The organism is Urechidicola vernalis (assembly GCF_031846385.1).
Classification (GTDB): Bacteria; Bacteroidota; Bacteroidia; order Flavobacteriales; family Flavobacteriaceae; genus Urechidicola; species Urechidicola vernalis.
The window spans coordinates 41,398-59,980 of sequence record NZ_JAVRHV010000004.1; the positions used below are offsets into that span (position 1 = coordinate 41,398).

18 protein-coding genes are annotated in these 18,583 nt (G+C 34.0%); 9 read left to right on the plus strand and 9 right to left on the minus strand.

Annotated features, from left to right (window positions below; all coding sequences use genetic code 11):
• The first annotated feature begins 10 nt into the window (after positions 1–10).
• On the plus strand, positions 11–454 hold the full coding sequence (locus tag RM519_RS08870) for a GNAT family N-acetyltransferase (RefSeq protein ID WP_311593357.1): 444 nt from the start codon (positions 11–13) through the stop codon (positions 452–454).
• Between the two features lie 3 nt (positions 455–457).
• Here the strand turns inward: RM519_RS08870 and RM519_RS08875 are convergent, their stop codons facing one another.
• Positions 458–2,482: a YgiQ family radical SAM protein gene (locus RM519_RS08875; RefSeq protein WP_311593358.1), complete on the minus strand. Its 2,025-nt coding sequence runs from the start codon at positions 2,480–2,482 to the stop codon at positions 458–460.
• 111 nt (positions 2,483–2,593) lie between these two features.
• Between RM519_RS08875 and RM519_RS08880 the strand changes: the two genes are divergently transcribed.
• The gene (locus RM519_RS08880) at positions 2,594–3,742 is read left to right on the plus strand and encodes an NAD-dependent epimerase/dehydratase family protein (protein WP_311593359.1); all 1,149 of its coding nucleotides are present in this window, start codon (positions 2,594–2,596) and stop codon (positions 3,740–3,742) included.
• Between the two features lie 40 nt (positions 3,743–3,782).
• On the opposite strand, the gene trxA is transcribed toward RM519_RS08880, so the two are convergent.
• Positions 3,783–4,142: a thioredoxin gene (gene trxA / locus RM519_RS08885; RefSeq protein ID WP_311593360.1), complete on the minus strand. Its 360-nt coding sequence runs from the start codon at positions 4,140–4,142 to the stop codon at positions 3,783–3,785.
• Between the two features lie 128 nt (positions 4,143–4,270).
• Between trxA and RM519_RS08890 the strand changes: the two genes are divergently transcribed.
• Entirely contained in the window at positions 4,271–6,427 is a 2,157-nt protein-coding gene (locus tag RM519_RS08890) for a prolyl oligopeptidase family serine peptidase (protein ID WP_311593361.1), read from the plus strand.
• Positions 6,428–6,495: 68 nt separating this feature from the next.
• Positions 6,496–7,413, plus strand: a complete 918-nt coding sequence (locus RM519_RS08895) for an ABC transporter ATP-binding protein (RefSeq protein ID WP_311593362.1) — start codon at positions 6,496–6,498, stop codon at positions 7,411–7,413.
• Between the two features lie 33 nt (positions 7,414–7,446).
• Here RM519_RS08895 and RM519_RS08900 read toward each other — a convergent pair whose 3' ends face one another.
• The 4 genes from RM519_RS08900 to dinB are packed head-to-tail and all read right to left on the minus strand — an operon-like array spanning position 7,447 to position 10,557.
• Complete coding sequence (locus tag RM519_RS08900) at positions 7,447–7,896, minus strand: 3-oxoacyl-ACP synthase (protein ID WP_311593363.1); 450 nt, start codon at positions 7,894–7,896, stop codon at positions 7,447–7,449.
• 1 nt (position 7,897) lies between these two features.
• Positions 7,898–9,001: an NAD(P)/FAD-dependent oxidoreductase gene (locus RM519_RS08905; protein WP_311593364.1), complete on the minus strand. Its 1,104-nt coding sequence runs from the start codon at positions 8,999–9,001 to the stop codon at positions 7,898–7,900.
• Positions 9,002–9,454: a GNAT family N-acetyltransferase gene (locus tag RM519_RS08910; protein ID WP_311593365.1), complete on the minus strand. Its 453-nt coding sequence runs from the start codon at positions 9,452–9,454 to the stop codon at positions 9,002–9,004.
• A gap of 11 nt (positions 9,455–9,465) precedes the next feature.
• A complete protein-coding gene (gene dinB, locus RM519_RS08915) occupies positions 9,466–10,557 on the minus strand; it encodes a DNA polymerase IV (protein WP_311593367.1) in 1,092 nt (363 codons plus the stop codon).
• A gap of 72 nt (positions 10,558–10,629) precedes the next feature.
• Here dinB and RM519_RS08920 point away from each other — a divergent pair, with 72 nt between their 5' ends.
• The gene (locus RM519_RS08920) at positions 10,630–11,028 is read left to right on the plus strand and encodes a hypothetical protein (protein WP_311593369.1); all 399 of its coding nucleotides are present in this window, start codon (positions 10,630–10,632) and stop codon (positions 11,026–11,028) included.
• 81 nt (positions 11,029–11,109) lie between these two features.
• Here the strand turns inward: RM519_RS08920 and gdhA are convergent, their stop codons facing one another.
• Positions 11,110–12,453: an NADP-specific glutamate dehydrogenase gene (gene gdhA, locus RM519_RS08925; protein ID WP_311593370.1), complete on the minus strand. Its 1,344-nt coding sequence runs from the start codon at positions 12,451–12,453 to the stop codon at positions 11,110–11,112.
• A 192-nt stretch (positions 12,454–12,645) separates the two neighbouring features.
• On the opposite strand from gdhA, the gene pheS reads away from it, so the two are divergent.
• Together pheS and RM519_RS08935 are read left to right on the plus strand one after the other, a co-directional pair.
• Positions 12,646–13,665, plus strand: a complete 1,020-nt coding sequence (pheS, locus tag RM519_RS08930) for a phenylalanine--tRNA ligase subunit alpha (protein ID WP_311593371.1) — start codon at positions 12,646–12,648, stop codon at positions 13,663–13,665.
• An 18-nt stretch (positions 13,666–13,683) separates the two neighbouring features.
• Entirely contained in the window at positions 13,684–14,082 is a 399-nt protein-coding gene (locus RM519_RS08935; protein WP_311593372.1) for a hypothetical protein, read from the plus strand.
• A gap of 9 nt (positions 14,083–14,091) precedes the next feature.
• Here the strand turns inward: RM519_RS08935 and RM519_RS08940 are convergent, their stop codons facing one another.
• The gene (locus RM519_RS08940) at positions 14,092–15,087 is read right to left on the minus strand and encodes an NAD(P)H-dependent glycerol-3-phosphate dehydrogenase (protein WP_311593373.1); all 996 of its coding nucleotides are present in this window, start codon (positions 15,085–15,087) and stop codon (positions 14,092–14,094) included.
• Positions 15,088–15,175: 88 nt separating this feature from the next.
• Between RM519_RS08940 and RM519_RS08945 the strand changes: the two genes are divergently transcribed.
• Positions 15,176–16,633, plus strand: coding sequence for a lipopolysaccharide biosynthesis protein (locus RM519_RS08945; protein WP_311593374.1), 1,458 nt, complete (start codon positions 15,176–15,178; stop codon positions 16,631–16,633).
• Positions 16,630–17,061, plus strand: a complete 432-nt coding sequence (gene dut, locus RM519_RS08950) for a dUTP diphosphatase (protein ID WP_311593375.1) — start codon at positions 16,630–16,632, stop codon at positions 17,059–17,061. Before RM519_RS08945 ends, dut begins: the two co-directional genes overlap by 4 nt.
• A gap of 199 nt (positions 17,062–17,260) precedes the next feature.
• Here dut and sufD read toward each other — a convergent pair whose 3' ends face one another.
• Positions 17,261–18,583, minus strand: a complete 1,323-nt coding sequence (sufD, locus tag RM519_RS08955) for a Fe-S cluster assembly protein SufD (RefSeq protein ID WP_311593376.1) — start codon at positions 18,581–18,583, stop codon at positions 17,261–17,263.

Consider the following 18,583-nt stretch of genomic DNA (forward strand, 5'->3'; position numbering starts at 1 on the left):
ATAAACAACTATGAATTATAGAAAAGCAACTTTAAAAGATTTGGCACAGTTGGCACAACTGTTTGATGCGTACCGTGTTTTTTATAGAAAAGAAACTGATATTATTGGGGCGAAAGAATTTTTAACCGAACGCTTTAATCAACAAGATGCAGTAATTTTTATAGCAGAAGATTCGGAAGGTCAACTTACTGGGTTTACACAATTGTATCCGTTATTTTCTTCTACAAGAATGCAGAAATTATGGTTGTTAAATGACTTGTTTGTAAATCCGAATACCAGAGGAAAAGGAGTTTCTAAAGGATTAATAGAACAGGCTAAAAGATTGGTAAAAGAATCTGGTGCCTGTGGAATGTTTTTAGAAACCGAAAAAAGTAATACAATTGGTAATAATTTATATCCAGTAAGTGGTTTTAAATTAAATGAAGGGTCTAATTATTATGAATGGAGCGTTTAATGACTAACGACGTTTCTTCATTACCGAACGATATTGCTTGTTTTTTCCGCCTTTCTTATTATTAGAGCTGGCGTTATCGTTGTAAGAACTATTTCTTTTTTTAGACCGGTTTTTACGTCGAGGTTCTTTGGATTCTGTTATGGTTTCATCAAACGTATTTCTAGTTTTTCCACCTTTATTTTTTCGCCAAGAATTATTTTCCGGCAATAACACATTTAATAAATCACCTCTACCTAAATTAGTTAAAGTGTTTTTAATCCAAGCCTTATTTTCTTTTTTGTACCAAAAGAAAAATCGATGTTGCTCGTCCTTTTCTTTTTTAGTTTTTGGAGTCTTAGTTGGCTTCATGGTATAGGGATGATAACCACTATAGTAAATCACAGTCGCAACAGTCATTGGTGTTGGTGTAAATCCTTGAACCTGCTCTAATTGAAAGCCCATGTCTTTGGTTTCTGCTGCAAGATTCGCCATATCTTCGACCTCACAGGCAGGATGATTGGAAATGAAGTAAGGAATCAACTGCAGGTTTAATTTCTTACGAATATTGATATTATCAAATCGTTCCTTGAATTTATGGAAGTATTTAAAAGATGGTTTTCGCATCAATTTTAGAACAGGGTCAGACGTATGTTCTGGAGCCACTTTTAAGCGTCCTGACACATGATTGGTCATAACCTCTTCGGTATAAGCATCCAATTCTTTTGGGTCTGCATTTTTATTGAATTCTGGGACCAACATATCATGTCGAATTCCACTACCAATAAACGATTTTTTAACCTTTGGATGCTTATCTACTGCTTGGTATAATTTCGTTAATGGTTTATGCGAAGTATCTAAATTGCTACAAATAACTGGCGAAATACAAGAAGGAGCTACACACTTATCACATATAGATTGTACCTTTCCTTTCATTTTATACATATTGGCCGATGGTCCGCCAATATCAGAAAGATAGCCTTTGAAATCGTCCATGTTTGCAACGGTATCTACTTCTTTCAAAATAGACTCTTGGCTACGGCTTGCAATAAATTTTCCTTGATGCGCAGAAATAGTACAGAAGCTACAACCGCCAAAACATCCTCTATGAATATTGATCGAAAACTTAATCATTTCATAAGCCGGAATAGGTCCTCTTTTATTGTATTTTGGATGGGGTAATCTAGTATAAGGAAGTTCAAAGGACGCATCAATTTCGTCCTCGGTCATGGTTGGAAAAGGAGGATTGATAATTAATCTTCGATTTCCAATACTTTGAAAAATGCGCTTTGCAAATAATTTGTTCGATTCCTGCTCAATTACTTTGAAATTAGAGGCAAAAGTCTTTTTATCTTTTAAACAAGCTTCGTGTGAATTGATTTCAACATCTTCCCAGTTTTTGTTCTTTGGAAGTTCTTCGTTTTTATCAATAAAAACAGCAGTTTGTTTTATGGTTTTAATACTCTCAAAAGGAACTCCTTTCTGAAGTAATTCGACTATTTCTCTAAGGGGTTGTTCTCCCATTCCATAAACGAGCATGTCTGCTTTTGATGTTTCTAAAATAGAAGGTAACAACTTGTCAGACCAATAATCATAATGAGTAACTCTACGCAATGATGCTTCAATTCCACCTATTAAAACAGGCGTTTCTGGAAACTTTTCCTTTAAAATTTTAGAATAAACAGAAGTGGCGTAATCTGGTCTAAAACCTTTATCACCATTAGGTGTATAAGCATCTTTATCTCTACGTTTTTTGCTAGCGGTATAGTTTGAAACCATTGGATCCATACATCCACCAGTAACCGCAAAGAACAATTTTGGTTTTCCAAGTTTTTCAAAATCTTGCAAATTATCATTTACACTTGGTTGCGGTACAATTGCAACACGTAATCCATAACTTTCTAGGATACGACCAATAACGGCAGGTCCAAAAGATGGATGATCTACATAGGCATCTCCACTAAAAAGAATTACATCTAACTCTTCCCAACCTCTAATCTTTACCTCTTTGTTTGTAGTAGGTAGCCAATCTGATAATCTCCTTTCTTGCATGGCGCAAAGGTACGGAATAATTAAGGATAGTATAATTCAACTTATTCGATTTGTTTCTTAATTCAAAAAATTAGAACTTGGCTATCAATACCTTAATTAAATTCAATAAAAATGAAAAAATCCATTTCAAGAAGAGCGTTGATAAAAACAGGAATAAAAGCCGGAATGATCATTCCTTTTTTAGGACATAGTTTATTTGCAACTACACATGAAAATGCTGATAAAAAATTAAAAATCTTAATTTTAGGCGGGACTAGTTTTTTGGGTCCTCATCAAATTGCCTACGCAATTGCGAGAGGTCATTCCATTTCAACTTTTACGAGGGGAAAAACAACACCAACAATTTATAAGGATTTGTTCAAACAAGTAGAACAACTTACAGGAGATAGAGAGAATGATTTGTCCGCTTTAGAGAATAGAAAATGGGATGTGGTAATTGATAATTCGGGAAGAAAGACAGAATGGACGAAAAAAACAGCAACTTTACTTAAAAACAATGTTCGTTATTATATCTATACATCTTCAACGGGTGTTTACTATCCATATCTTGGGGATAATATTAGCGAGGAAACTGAATTGAATTTAACAGTTCCAGAAGGAGTAAGTGAATACGAAAAGTTGGAGTATGATTATGGTGTAATGAAAGCGACTTCGGAAAATGAAGCGATTAAAGCCTTTGGAAAAGATAGGGCAATTATTGTAAGACCAACTTATATGATTGGTCCGGCGGACAGAACGGACAGGTTTATCCATTGGCCGATAAGGTTGGCAAAGGGAGGAGAAGTATTAGTTCCAGGAAAGATTGATGACCCTGTTCAATATATCGATGTTAGAGATGTGGCAGAATGGATGATTAGATTGGCAGAAAACAATATTTCAGGAACTTTTAATGCTGTTGGGCCGGAAAAAGAACAAACCATGAATGAATTTGTAAAAGAGGCGAAGAAAACTTTTCCAGTAAAATCGTCCCTTATAAAGATTAATGACTATAAATTTTTACAAGACAATAATGTTCATTTTTTGGTGCCTTGGATTCCATCAGAAGGTAAGAATTATGGATCTTCTAGAATTAATAATGAAAAGAGCATAGCAAATGGACTATCGTTTAGATCGCTTCATAATTCTATAAAAGACACACATGATTGGTGGTATTCAGATGCTATTGATGACGAAAGAAGAAATAAAGTTGAATTAAATCCTAAATCAGTACTTGTTCGTGAAAAGGATTTAATTACGAAATGGAAGAAGAGAGAACATTAAAATCTGTGCCTTGAAATAAACTTCATTGGCACAGATTATTTTATTTTTCTACACTCAACACATCTTTTATAATGCGTTCTAGTTCTACTTTTGGCAGTGCACCTTGCGCCATTTGAGGTTGTCCATCCATAGGAATAAATAACATTGAAGGAATACTTCTAATTGCAAAGGCTGCCGATAATTCTTTTTCTGCTTCAGTATCTACCTTGTAAATATCTACTTTACCCTTAAAATCTTCAGATAATTCCTCTAAAATTGGAGCAATCATTTTGCATGGTCCGCACCAATCAGCATAAAAATCTATGATCGCAGGCTTATCACCTTCAAATTTCCAATCTTTATTTTTACTATAATCAAACACTTTGTCAAAAAATGTTTGTTGTGTTAATAATTCTGTCATGTCTTAAAAATTTAATCTTCTTGTTGGACGGCAAAGATAAGTTTAACTTACAGATCTATTTGTAACATGAGTAGCAAAGGTTTTTAATCAAGTTAATTTTAAGTATTTTTGGATCTAAACTTACACTCATGAAAAAACTACTATCCATTGTAGTGTTAGGTGCAACTATTGCATCATGTACTACTGCAGAGAACAAGCAAAATTTAGAGCCATTGAATTATCCTACTACTAAAAAAGTTGATACGATTAACAATTATTTTGGAACTGATGTTAAAGATCCGTATCGTTGGTTAGAAGACGATATGTCTGAAGAAACCGGAGATTGGGTTGCCAGTCAAAATAAAGTAACCTTCGGGTATTTAGAAAACATTCCATACAGAGATGAATTGAAAAATCGTTTGGAAAAATTATGGAATTACGAAAAAATTGGAGCCCCTTTTGTTGAGGGGGAGTATACCTATTCTTATAAAAATGACGGATTGCAAAACCAATATGTAGTGTATCGCCATAAAGGAGATGAGAAAGCAGAAGTTTTTTTAGATCCAAATACTTTTTCTGATGACGGAACTGTTTCTTTAGCCGGACTATCCTTTTCTAGAAGTGGAAAATTGGCAGCATATTCTATTTCGGAAGGTGGTTCTGATTGGAGAAAAATTCTAGTAATGGATGTGGAATCTAAAGAAATAATGGAAGATACATTGGTTGATGTCAAATTCAGCGGTGTTTCTTGGTTTAAGAATGAGGGTTTCTATTATTCTAGTTATGACAAACCGAAAGGGAGTGAATTATCTGCCAAAACAGACCAACACAAAGTGTATTATCATAAGTTAGGTACGCATCAAAAAGAGGATGTACTTATTTATGGAGGTACTGATGCAGAAAAACATAGATATGTGGGCGCAGGAGTATCTGAAGATGACCGTTATCTAGTCTTGACAGCAAGTATTTCCACTTCAGGAAATAAGTTGTTTATTAAAGATTTAACAAAGAAGAATAGCAAATTTGTAACAGTTGTAGATCATACAGATAGTGATACTTATCCTATTGATAACGTTGGAAGCAAACTATATATAGTGACGAACTTAAATGCGCCAAATAAAAAAATTGTTACCGTAGATGCATCGAACCCAACTCCAGATAACTGGGTTGATTTTATTCCAGAGACTGAACATGTACTTTCCCCTTCATCTGGAGGTGGTTATTTCTTTGCAGAATATATGGTAGATGCTGTTTCCAAAGTAAAGCAATATGATTTTGATGGAAAATTTATTCGAGATGTTGAATTGCCTGGCATTGGGAATGCTGGTGGTTTTGGTGGTAAAAAAGATGCTAAAATAGATTACTATTCATTTACGAACTATAGTACTCCTGGTAGTATTTATAAATTTAACGCAGATACTGGAACGTCTGAATTGTATTGGCAACCGACTATCGATTTTAAAAGTGATGAATATGAAAGCAAGCAAGTTTTTTATAATTCTAAAGATGGCACCAAAGTTCCGATGATTATCACCTATAAAAAAGGATTAGAATTAAACGGGAAAAATCCAACCATACTTTATGGTTATGGAGGGTTTAACGTCAGTTTAAATCCTGGGTTTAGTGTAACCAATGCAGTTTGGATGGAAATGGGAGGTGTGTATGCTGTACCAAACCTTAGAGGCGGTGGAGAGTACGGTAAAAAATGGCATGTTGCAGGAACTAAACTTCAAAAACAAAATGTGTTTGATGATTTTATTGCTGCGGCAGAATATTTAATTACAGAGAAGTATACCTCATCGGATTATTTAGCGATCAGAGGAGGATCGAACGGAGGCTTGCTAGTTGGTGCGACTATGACACAAAGACCAGAGTTGATGAAGGTGGCTTTACCAGCAGTAGGAGTTATGGATATGCTGCGTTATCATACATTTACTGCAGGTGCTGGATGGGCTTATGATTATGGAACAGCCAACGACGACAAAGAAATGTTTGAATATTTAAAAGGGTATTCTCCTGTTCATAATGTAAATGAAGGAGTTGCTTATCCTGCAACATTGGTTACAACTGGTGATCATGACGATAGAGTAGTACCCGCACATAGTTTTAAGTTTGCTGCTGAGTTGCAAGCAAAACAAAAAGGGACAAACCCAACATTGATAAGAATAGAAACGGATGCTGGTCACGGTGCTGGAACTCCAGTTTCTAAAAGAATTGAACAGGCGGCTGATATCTTCAGTTTTACCCTGAACAATATGGGGTTTGAAGAATTGCCAAGTGCAACAAAAGAGAAAGTAAAAGGATAATTTAACCATCTTTAATAAAAATTTTGAAAGCCCGCTTTAACAGTGGGCTTTTGTTTTATTTTTGTCCCATGCTAAGTGTAGAAAATATTTCCTTTCAATATGATAAAGATGTTATCCTAAAAAGCATCGATTTTAAAGTGCTTCCTGGAGAGCATTTATCCATTATTGGTGAGAGTGGTTCTGGAAAAAGTACGCTACTTCAATTAATTTATGGCGAGTTTGATTTAAATGAAGGGCAAATATTTTGGAAGGAAACAGAAATTTTAGGCCCCGAACATAATTTGGTTGCAGGTTATGAGTTTACAAAATCTGTAACGCAAGAATTTAATATTATGCCTTTTATTACGGTGGCGGAAAATGTAGGAAAGTACCTATCAAACACCAGCCCTTCATTAAAAAAGCAGCGTATTGCAGAATTGTTAGAAGTCGTTGAGTTAACCGGGTTTTCAAATACAAAAGCGCAATATTTAAGTGGCGGGCAGAAGCAACGTGTTGCTATTGCTAAATCCTTGGCTAAGGAGCCTGAATTGTTATTGCTCGATGAGCCTTTTAGTCACATAGATAATTTTAAAAAACAATCGCTTAGAAGAAAAATATTTAGATATCTAAAGGAAAAGAATATAGCATGTTTAGTAGCTACGCATAATCATGAAGATGTGTTGGGATATGCCGATAAAATGCTTGTAATTAACAACGCACAAATCGAAGCATATGGAACACCAAAGGATTTATATAACAAGCCAAAGACCAATTTAATTGCATCATTTTTTGGTGAATTCAATGAATTGCCTAACTACGGATTTGTATACGCACATCAATTAAAAGTGGTTGTAAATTCTGAAATGAAAGCCGTTGTTGAGCAAAATTATTACAAAGGAAATAATTATTTAATACAAGCGAAATTAGATGGAAACCCTCTCTTTTTTGAACACGGCGATGTTTTGGAAATCGGAGAAAGTGTTTGTTTGAAAATTGAAGAATTATAGCCAAAAGAATCGGAAAGAATCATATGTCAAGGGTTACACTATTTTTAAGATTTTAGTTCGCTTCCCTCTGAACTCAATCTCTTCATTCTCAGATTTTCCCATTAATAATTTTCCAATAGGAGACTGGCTAGAAATTGCAAAATAAATTTCGTTTCCAATTTTAATCTGGCCTTTGCTTATGGCAATAAAAAAAGTACCACTACTCGAATAAACCAAACTTCCGAGGTGCACATTGTTATGATCAGAGTCTAATTCAATTTTAGATAAATGTTCTTGCATTTTTTGAACCTCTATCAATTGTTGACCTGCTTTTTCCATTTCTAATTGCAGCATGGCTCTTCCGGTTTCATGTTTATCTCCAGCAGAACTTTTGGTTTCAGAATGTAGGGCATTTTTATTTGATTGTATGGTTTGCTCTATCGTGCGCAACTTACTTTGCACAAATTCTTGGCATGCTTCAAAAAGTAGATTTTTCACTTCCATATTAAACGATATTAGCAACTTCTTTTCCAATACTACTTCCTATTGCAACTCCCATTCCGCCTAAACGCACCGCACAAAAAACATTGTTAGACACTTGTTTAACGATGGCTTTTTTCTGTGAACCCACACCCATTATTCCACTCCATCTATGATCAATTTTCACTTCTTTATTGGGTAGGATCACTTCTTGTAGTAATTTGTCTAATTCATTCTGAATCTGATCCGTGGTACCAAATGTTGTGGTCTCCTCACCTTTAAAGTTGAGGTTTCTTCCTCCTCCAAATAATATTCGATTGTTAATGTTTCTAAAATAATAATAGCCTTCATCTAAATGGAATGTTCCTTTAATATGCAAATCGTTTATTGGTTCTGTAATTATTACCTGAGCACGAGCTGGCTGTACATTTTCATCCAAAAATTCTTGCGCAAAGCCATTTGTCGCTAAAATAATTTTGTCAACACCAAAAGAAAACCCATCCTTTAAGGTTATTGTACCAAAGTCGTCAATGTAATTTACATCTGCATTGTTTAATATTTTCACTCCTTTTGACTGAACTTTTGTAAGTAGTGCACTCATCATTTTACCAGTATCAATTTGCCCTTCAAACTTGTTAAAAATTAGCTTTGGGTAAATTTTTTCAAATTGAAAATTATTTTCTGAAGCCGAAAACACGGCATCTTTAAAAACTGGGTTTAGATAAGAATTGATTTCATTCATTTTTGAATAACAGGTATCAAACAGATCTGAATTTTCAGTGAATAATTCGTACCCTCCTTTTTGTTGAAAATCAATTACAGTATCACCCAAGGTTTCCCTTAGTAAGTTTAAGCCATCCCAGCGTTTTTGAACCAAGTCAACCACTTCTGAAATAGAATGACGTTTTAAATCGCTTATAATTTCAGAAAGACTTCCGAAGCAAGCGAACCCGGCATTTTTAGTACTCGCACCTTGTGGTAGTTGTCCTTTTTCAAGAATTAAAATATTTGACTGAGGGTATTTTTCATTTAAATGTAAGGCCGTAGAAAGACCAACAATTCCACTTCCGATTATGGCAAAGTCTACGTTTCTAAACCACGATTTTAATTCCCAATAACTGTAATTCATTTATAAATTCTTTTGAAAACAAACACTATCACCGACATGTTTGTATTGTCCATAATTAGGAATGACTTTATATTTATTTTTTAAATAAAAGGCCACTGCACTTGTCATTCTTTTACCTGTCTCTAACGTGCAATTTTTAAATCCTATTTCCTTTGACCAATCTTCTAATGCGGTTAAAACATTTTGAGCAAGTCCTTTTCTTCGGAACTCTTCTGCAACATACATTCTTTTAATTTCTACTGTTTCATTCGAATAACTTCTATACGCTCCACATGCTGCAGGTATTTCATCAACATAAATAACTACAACATATTTTAAGGTCTCAATCGTATTAAATTGCTTGTAAAACTCATGCTCTTCTCCGTCCATAACTTTAAGATACGCATCTAGTTGTTTTACCAACTCAATAAAATCCGAGTTTTCAGAACTGGTTCTGACAACGTTTATTTTCATACACTTTAAGATTAAAATTCTAGTTTTAATTGCACATCAAGCACTTCTTCTTTTTTCTTGGTATTCACGTTTAAATTAGTCACAGATATGCCCAACAAACGTACCGAATTTTTCAATCTTTCTTGGTATAATAATTCTCGTACATTTTCTAGTAATACACTTTTATCTTTTACAAAATAAGGTACGGTCTTGCTTCTTGTTTGTTGGGTAAAATCACTGTATTTAATTTTTAAGGTTATGGTTTTTCCTGCTAATTTAGATTTTTTCAAGCGACCCTCCAGTTCATCTGCTATGCGTTCAAGTCGCTCCATCATAAAAACTTCTGAAGTTAAATTTGTTTTAAAGGTGTGTTCCGCAGCAACTGACTTTGGTGTATGGTTTGGATTGACAACACCATTATGAATTCCCCGAACAATATTGTAATAGTGCTTGCCCGATTTCCCAAAATTAGTCGTTAAAAAGGCTTCGTCTTTTCCTTTTAAATCTTTTCCAGTAAAAATACCGAGGTTGTACATTTTGGTAGTGGTAACTTTACCTACACCATAGAATTTATTAATTTCCAATCCTTCTAAAAACGACAAAGCTTCTTCAGGTGGAATGGTTTTTTGCCCGTTTGGTTTGTTTATGTCAGAAGCAACTTTAGCCAAAAATTTATTATATGAAACACCAGCAGATGCGCGCAAACTTAATCTTTCATAAATCTGGGCTCTAATCTCTTTGGCAATTAAAGAAGCCGATGGGTTTCCCTTTTTATTTTGAGTAACATCCAAATACGCTTCGTCTAAAGACAACGGCTCAACTAAATCGGTATATTCAGAAAATATGGATCTAACTTCTTTAGAAATTTCTTTGTATCGATTAAATCTTGGGGGCACAAATATCAACTCCGGGCAATTTTTACGAGCAATGACACCACTCATGGCAGATCTTACTCCAAATTTTCGGGCTTCGTAGCTAGCAGCTGAAACTACACCTCGCTCGCTTTCACCTCCAACAGCAACGGGTTTCCCTCTCAATTCGGGATTGTCTAATTGCTCTACCGATGCATAAAAAGCATCCATATCTACATGAATAATTTTCCGATATGTTGTTTCACCTTCCACCAATCAAAAATAAGGTAAATGCAGCATTAAATATTATATTGTAAATTAGTGTTCTAATTAAAAAAATAAATTATGAAAAAACTACTATTTAGTTCAGTAGTATTGTTGCTGTTTTTCGTTGGCACAACTACTGTAAATGCACAATCAATTCCTAAAGTTAAAGTTCCTACATCATCTAGTGATGTTCAAATGGAACAAATGAAAGCGTTATTTGATACACCAGAAGCACAAGCAAAGGTGAAAGATATGTTATTGAATAACCCAGAGATGCGACAAAAAGCAATTGATTATTTAAAAAATAATCCTGAAACAAAAGAAAAAGTTGTTGAGGCAATTAAGAAGAATCCAAATGCGATGGACAAGGTTATGAAGTATATAAAGGATAATCCAGAGTTGATTAAAAAAGCCATGGATTATATTAAAAGCAATCCAGAACTTTTGAAAAAAGCAATGAGCCTTATTGGAATGTAGTAAGGTTTAAAAATAACAAATTAAAAAGGGTACAACCATTACAGTTGTACCCTTTTTCGCTTATTTGAATTAAGAATAATTTTATACCACTCCTTGTGCTAACATAGCGTCCGCTACCTTAACAAAACCAGCAATATTTGCTCCTTTTACATAGTTTACGAATCCGTCTTCTTCTTTTCCGTATTCGATACAAGAATCGTGAATATCGGCCATAATTCCTTTTAAACGCTCATCTACTTCTTCACGTGTCCAAGAGATACGTAATGAGTTTTGAGACATTTCTAATCCTGAGGTTGCAACTCCACCAGCATTAGATGCTTTTCCTGGTGCAAATAAGATTTTTGCATCGTGGAATTCGTGAATAGCTTCTGGTGTAGAAGGCATATTTGCTCCTTCTGCTACACAGATACACCCATTTGAAATTAATGTTTTAGCGGAATCACCATTTAATTCATTTTGAGTTGCACAAGGTAAGGCAACATCACATGTAACACTCCATGGTGTTGATCCTGCAACAAATGTAGCGTTTGGATATTTTTCAATGTATTCAGAAACACGAGCGCGTTTCTCGTTTTTCAAATACATAACGTGCGCTAGTTTTTCAGCATCAATTCCGTCAGTATCGTAAATATATCCAGAAGAATCTGATAATGTAACTACTTTTCCGCCTAACTGTGTTGCTTTTTCAGCAGCAAATTGAGCTACGTTTCCAGATCCAGAAATAACTACAGTTTTTCCTTCAAAAGAATCGCCTTTAGTTTTTAACATACTCTCTGCAAAGTATACAGTTCCATATCCAGTTGCTTCTGGTCTAATTAATGAACCACCCCAAGTACGTCCTTTTCCGGTCAATACTCCGGTAAATTCATTTCTCATCTTTTTGTACATACCAAATAAGAATCCAATTTCTCTTGCGCCAACTCCTATATCTCCCGCTGGTACATCTGTATTTGGTCCTATATGGCGACATAATTCAGCCATAAAACTGTGGCAGAATCTCATAATTTCATCATCTGATTTTCCTTTAGGATCAAAATCAGATCCACCTTTACCACCACCCATAGGTAATGTTGTTAATGAGTTTTTAAAGACTTGCTCAAATGCTAAGAACTTTAAAATACTCATGTTTACAGAAGGGTGAAAACGCAAACCACCTTTGTATGGTCCAATTGCAGAATTCATTTGGATACGGTATCCACGATTTACATGAATCTCTCCATTATCTGCTACCCAAGGTACACGGAACGTAATTGCGCGTTCTGGCTCTACCATTCTCAATAAAATATTTTTACCGAAGTAAATGTCCTTATCAATAATATAAGGAATTACCGTTTCGGCAACTTCTTGTACTGCTTGTAAAAATTCTGGCTCGTGTTGATTGCGAACTTTTACAAGATCCATAAAACCTGAAATTACTTTTTCCATAATTTTGAATGTGTTTTTTTTTGCATTTAATAAATTACGATGCAAATATAATTAAATTGATATTTTAACCTCTTTTTTTTATCAATTTATTCTTTTGATGGATTAAAGATTTTTTATTGAAAATTCTATCACCATCTTTATGAATTAGAATCGATAAAAAAATGTAAATTTGCGGTCTAATTTCAAGAACAAATGTTAGATAAGGTAACGGAATTAATTGGTGATGTTCAGGCATTTAAAGCGGTTTCAAAGGAAGAAATTGAAGCCTTTAGAATTAAGTATTTAGGAAATAAAGGTTTGCTAAAAGAGTTGTTTACTGAGTTTAAAACAGTAGATGCCTCAATGAAGAAAGATTTAGGCCAAGCTTTAAACAGGTTAAGAAACGCTGCTACTGATAAAGTAAAGGAATTAAACGATGCCATTGAAGATACAGCAAGTTCAAAGGCTATTTATGGCGATTTAACCCGTCCTTCTGAACCGATTCAATTAGGTTCGCGTCATCCAATATCACTGGTTAGAAATAGAATTATTGAAGTGTTTTCTAAAATTGGTTTTACAGTTTCTGAAGGACCAGAAATAGAAGATGATTGGCATAATTTTACAGCCTTAAATCTTCCGGAATATCACCCGGCTAGAGATATGCAAGACACATTTTTTATTGAACAAGATCCAGATATCTTATTGAGAACGCATACAAGTTCTGTTCAAGTCCGATACATGGAGGAGAATGAACCTCCTATTAGAACAATTTCTCCAGGTCGTGTATTTAGAAATGAAGATATTTCTGCTAGAGCACATTGTATCTTTCATCAGGTAGAAGGTTTATACATAGATACTGATGTTTCGTTTGCAGACTTGAAACAAACCTTATTATACTTTACGAAAGAGATGTTTGGTAAGTCTAAAATTAGATTGCGTCCATCATACTTCCCATTTACAGAGCCAAGTGCTGAGGTAGATATTTATTGGGGATTAGAAACGGAAGTTGATTATAAAATTACCAAAGGAACAGGTTGGCTAGAGATTATGGGTTGCGGAATGGTAGATCCAAACGTTCTTAAAAACGCGAATATAGACCCTGAAAAATATACAGGATATGCATTCGGAATGGGAATTGAACGAATTGCAATGTTGTTATATCAAATTCCGGATATTCGTATGTTTTATGAGAATGATGTGCGTTTTTTAGAGCAGTTTAAATCTGTTTTGTAATTATAAGATTTTATTGCAATGAGAAAAGACATTCAAATACCTGAAGTTACCAATGTAGTTATGGCTGTTGTAAAAGAGTACAACGACATTTATAAAACGGATGATTGGAATGTTTACATTCTCAATAATAAAAAGGTAGCCATTGAAATGGTATTAATTGTTTCTCATGGTTATGACGATAAGGATACCACTTCTAAAATGCGTCATAAAATTCAGAAATTGCCTGCAAACTCCTTTGCTAAAGTAGAATTGATTCAACCTGAGTTGTTCAAATTGAACAATGAATTTAAAGTCTCATTTTTCTTAGACAATCAGTTACAAGAAAAGAACTTTACATTTAAAAAGAACTCTTTAAAAGAAAGTGCCTTGCGTGTTGTTAAGGAACTAGGAGGGAAAAAAGGGATAGTTGAGAAATAAGTCTCTAAATCAATCTAGTAAATCAGTCAATTTTTTAAACTGTTTTTTGGGGTTTTTACCTTCATAAAGGATGCGATAGACGGTATCTATAATTGGAGTTTTTGCACCGTTTTTTTGATTCAATTCAAAGGCACTTTTGGTAGCATAATAACCTTCGGCAACCATAACCATTTCGAATTGTGCTGACTTTACGGTATAGCCTTTTCCAATCATATTCCCGAACATTCTATTTCTACTAAAAGTTGAATACCCGGTTACCAATAAATCACCTAAATAAGCCGAGTTGTTAATATTACGTTTCATTTTATGAACCTTTTTAATAAAACGCTTCATCTCTCTAATTGAATTTGACATCAGTACCGATTGGAAATTATCTCCATATCCTAAACCATGCGCAATTCCTGCGGCAATGGCATAAATATTTTTAAGCATTGCGGCATATTCCGTTCCAATAATGTCATCAGATGTTTTGGTTTTAATATACCTGCTAGCTAAAGAATTTCCGATAATTTCAGCTTTATTTTCATCTCGACAAGCGATCGTTAAGTAAGAAAGCCGTTCTAGAGCAACTTCTTCTGCATGACATGGACCGGTAATTACACCAATATTTTCGAATGGTACTTTTAAAATATCATGAAAATGCTCACCTACAATTAATCCGGATTCTGGAATGATTCCTTTAATGGCAGAAAATAATATTTTACCTTCAAATGAAGTGGTGATTTTTGCCAATTCTTGGTGTACAAAAGCAGATGGAATTACAAAAATTAAATAATCCGCATAGTCAATCATTTCATTGATATCATTCGACAATTTTAACTGATCTATATGGAATTCAACAGATGTTAAATAATTAGGATTGTGCTTGTTTTCCTGAATATATTCTAAAGACTGTTCACTTCTAATATACCAGCCAACGGTTTCCATATTTTCACACAGCATTTTTACAATTGCTGTTGCCCAACTTCCACTTCCAAAAACTGCTATTTTAGGTTTATTGCTCATTTAAAGGAATTTTATCCTTGCCAAAAATACTATTTTTAGATGAAAGTAGTTACGAATTTATATATTTGTAACTACTGAAATCATCCCTTTGAGCGCACTTAAACGTTTTTTTAAAGACACCATTATTTATGGTATTGCAGCTGTTTTACCTCGGGTAATTAACTTTTTATTGGTGCGTATTCATACTGATGCCTTGCCAACTAATAATTATGCCGAAAACACCGATTTTTATATCTGGGCAAGCTTATGGGCAGTATTGTTAACCTTTGGTATGGAGACCGCTTTCTTTAGGTTTTACAATAAAGAAAAGAAAAAGGATTCATTGATTTCAACAGCCTTTATTGCGACGGTTTTGAGTGTAGGAATATTCTTAACCATAATCATCATTTTCTTCGATTCGTTTTTGCATGTATTCGATTTTGAGAACAATCCGTTTAGGTTAAAAGTTTTTGTTGCTATTATGGCTTTGGATACGTTGGCCATGATTCCATTTGCATATTTACGAGCGTCTAATAGACCTTTAAAATACACCTTTATTAAATTGGTAAATGTTGGAATAATTGTAGTTATAAACCTCTTGTTCTTAAAGTATATTCCAACTGCAATAGAGAATGGGAAAAGTGTATCTAGTTTAATTGAAAACAACTATGGGTTGATTCCCAAAGTTGAATATATTTTTATAGCAAACTTATTGGGAAGCGCTGTTTCCTTTATTCTTTTATTACCCTATTTATTACGATTTAAATTTATTTTTGATGGTGTTTTACTTAGAAAAATGCTTTCATACGGGTGGCCAATTGCAGTTGCTGGAGTTGCCTATGTAATAAATGAAAACCTAGATAAATTTTTAATTAAACGATTGATTGGTGATTCTGAAATGGGAATTTATGCTGCTTGTTATAAGTTGGCCATTTTTATGAATCTATATATAATGGCGTTTCGATTGGGAGCGGAACCTTTCTTTTTTAATCATGCAGATAATAAGGATGCAAAGAGAACCTATGCAAGAATATTAAACTATTTTGTAATAGTTGGTGCATTGGTATTTGTCGGAATTGTGGGCTACATTGATATTATAAAAAAATTATTCATAAACGAGGCTTATTGGGATGCTGTTATAATTGTACCAGTAGTTTTATTAGCGTATTTGTTTTTAGGGATATATCATAATTTGGCTGTTTGGTACAAGCTAACGGATAAGACAAGATTCGGAATGTATTTTTCAATTGTTGGAGCAGTTGTAACCATTGCTATAAACTTCTTGTTTTTAGAAAAAATCGGAATAATGGCGGCAGCTTGGGCCACATTAGCGGCCTATGCAATAATGGCTGTTCTATCGTATTTTATAGGTAGAAAGTATTATCCAATAGCCTATAATTTAAAAAAGATGGCAATCTATTTAGTTGTTTCTGTGGGTATTTGTTTTTTGTCATTTACACAGTTCAGAGAAAATTATTGGGTATCAACGGCACTTATAGCCGTATTTGCAAGCATTATATATTGGAATGAAAGAAAAGAAATTCTTCAAATAATAAAATCAAAATGAAAATAAATATAATTAACAAATCAAAACACGACTTACCTAGTTACGAAACAATTGCTTCAGCAGGGATGGACTTAAGGGCTAATTTAAGCGAACCAATTGTTTTAAAACCGTTAGAGCGAACAATTGTAAAAACAGGTTTATTTATTGCTTTGCCAGTGGGAGCGGAAGCACAGGTTAGACCAAGAAGTGGTTTGGCTGCTAAAAAGGGAATTACTGTGCTAAATGCACCTGGAACTGTAGATGCTGATTACCGAGGAGAAATTGGTGTGATATTGGTGAACCTTTCTAATGATGATTTTACCATTAACGATGGAGAACGTATAGCCCAATTAGTTATTGCAAAACACGAAAGAGCAGAGTGGGAAGTAGTTGAAAATTTAGATGAAACTGAACGTGGTGCCGGAGGATTTGGCAGTACTGGAGTATAAAATGAAGTCGTCTGAAAAGTGTCATTCTGAATGAGAATGAAGAATCTTTTAGCATTCAAACGCATTTAAAATTAAAAGTTTGAGATTTTTCGACTTCGCTCAAAATGACAATTATTAAACTTGTCCAACAACCATTATTTTTTAAAGCAAAAAAGCCAGTATTTAAAATACTGACTTTTTGTTTTTCTGATGTCCTAAATTAAATTTCGAAACCTAATTTAACACCTAACTTGCTGGCAATCAACTTTGTGATTCGTGTTTTTAATTCTGGAATTTTAATTTTTTCTACTACTTCATTTCCAAAAGCGTATAATAACAAAGCCTTCGCCTCTTTTTCAGGAATACCACGAGACTGCATATAGAACATAGCACTTTCATCTAATTGCCCAATGGTACATCCATGAGAACATTTAACGTCATCAGCAAATATTTCTAATTGAGGTTTTGCATTGATAGTTGCTTTGTCTCCAATTAAAATGTTGTTGTTTTGTTGAAATGCATTGGTCTTTTGTGCTTCTTGGTCAACAATTACCTTTCCGTTAAAAACACCTGTAGAACTCTCGTCAAAAATACCTTTGTACAATTCAAAACTTTCGCAATTTGGAAATTTGTGATGAATTAAAGTATGATTATCTACGTGTTGTTTTTTATCCAATATAGAAATACCATTGATATGAGACTCAATATGTTCTCCTTCATGGAAAAACTCAACATTGTTTCGAGTCAATTTCCCTCCAAATGAGTAGGTATTTACAGAAACTATACTGTTTGCTTTTTGTTGTACGTACGTACTATCAATCATAGAAGCATTATCATTATCATTCTGAATTTTGTAATGATCTACAATGGCTCTTTTGTTTGCGAAGATTTCTGTAACAGCATTGGTTAATACAACGTTGTCGCTTAAACTTTGGTGGCGCTCAATAATTTGAACATGAGAATTCTCTCCAACAACAACCAAATTTCTCGGTTGTAATAGAATGTCCTTTTCACTTCCTGTGTAAAAGTTTACAATCTGTATCGGTTTAGGAAGCACTTTATTTTTACCAATATTAATATAGGCACCTTCCATTGTAAAGGCTGTATTTAAATTGGTGATACTATTATCTTTATCTGCTATGGTATTGAAATAATTATCTAATACCATTTTATATTTTGGCTTTTTTAAGGCAGCAGACATTAAACAAATGTCATATCCATCATGCGTAGTTTCCGATAAAAACGAACTATAAACACCGTCAATAAAAACAATTTTATAGGTCTCAATTTCGTGAACAAAGTATTTTTTAACTTCTTTAAATTCAACGGCTGCTTCAGATTTTGGAAAAATACTGTAGTCGTGTTTTAATACACTGTTTAATGAGGTGTATTTCCACTCTTCGTCTTTTTTGGTAGGGAACCCTTGAGATTCAAAAGCATTAATTGCTTCAGAGCGCATTTGATGAAATCCAGAATCTAGGTCTACTTTTCCTCGATTCTCCATCACCATAAATGACGATATTAAATTATCTTTTAATGACAT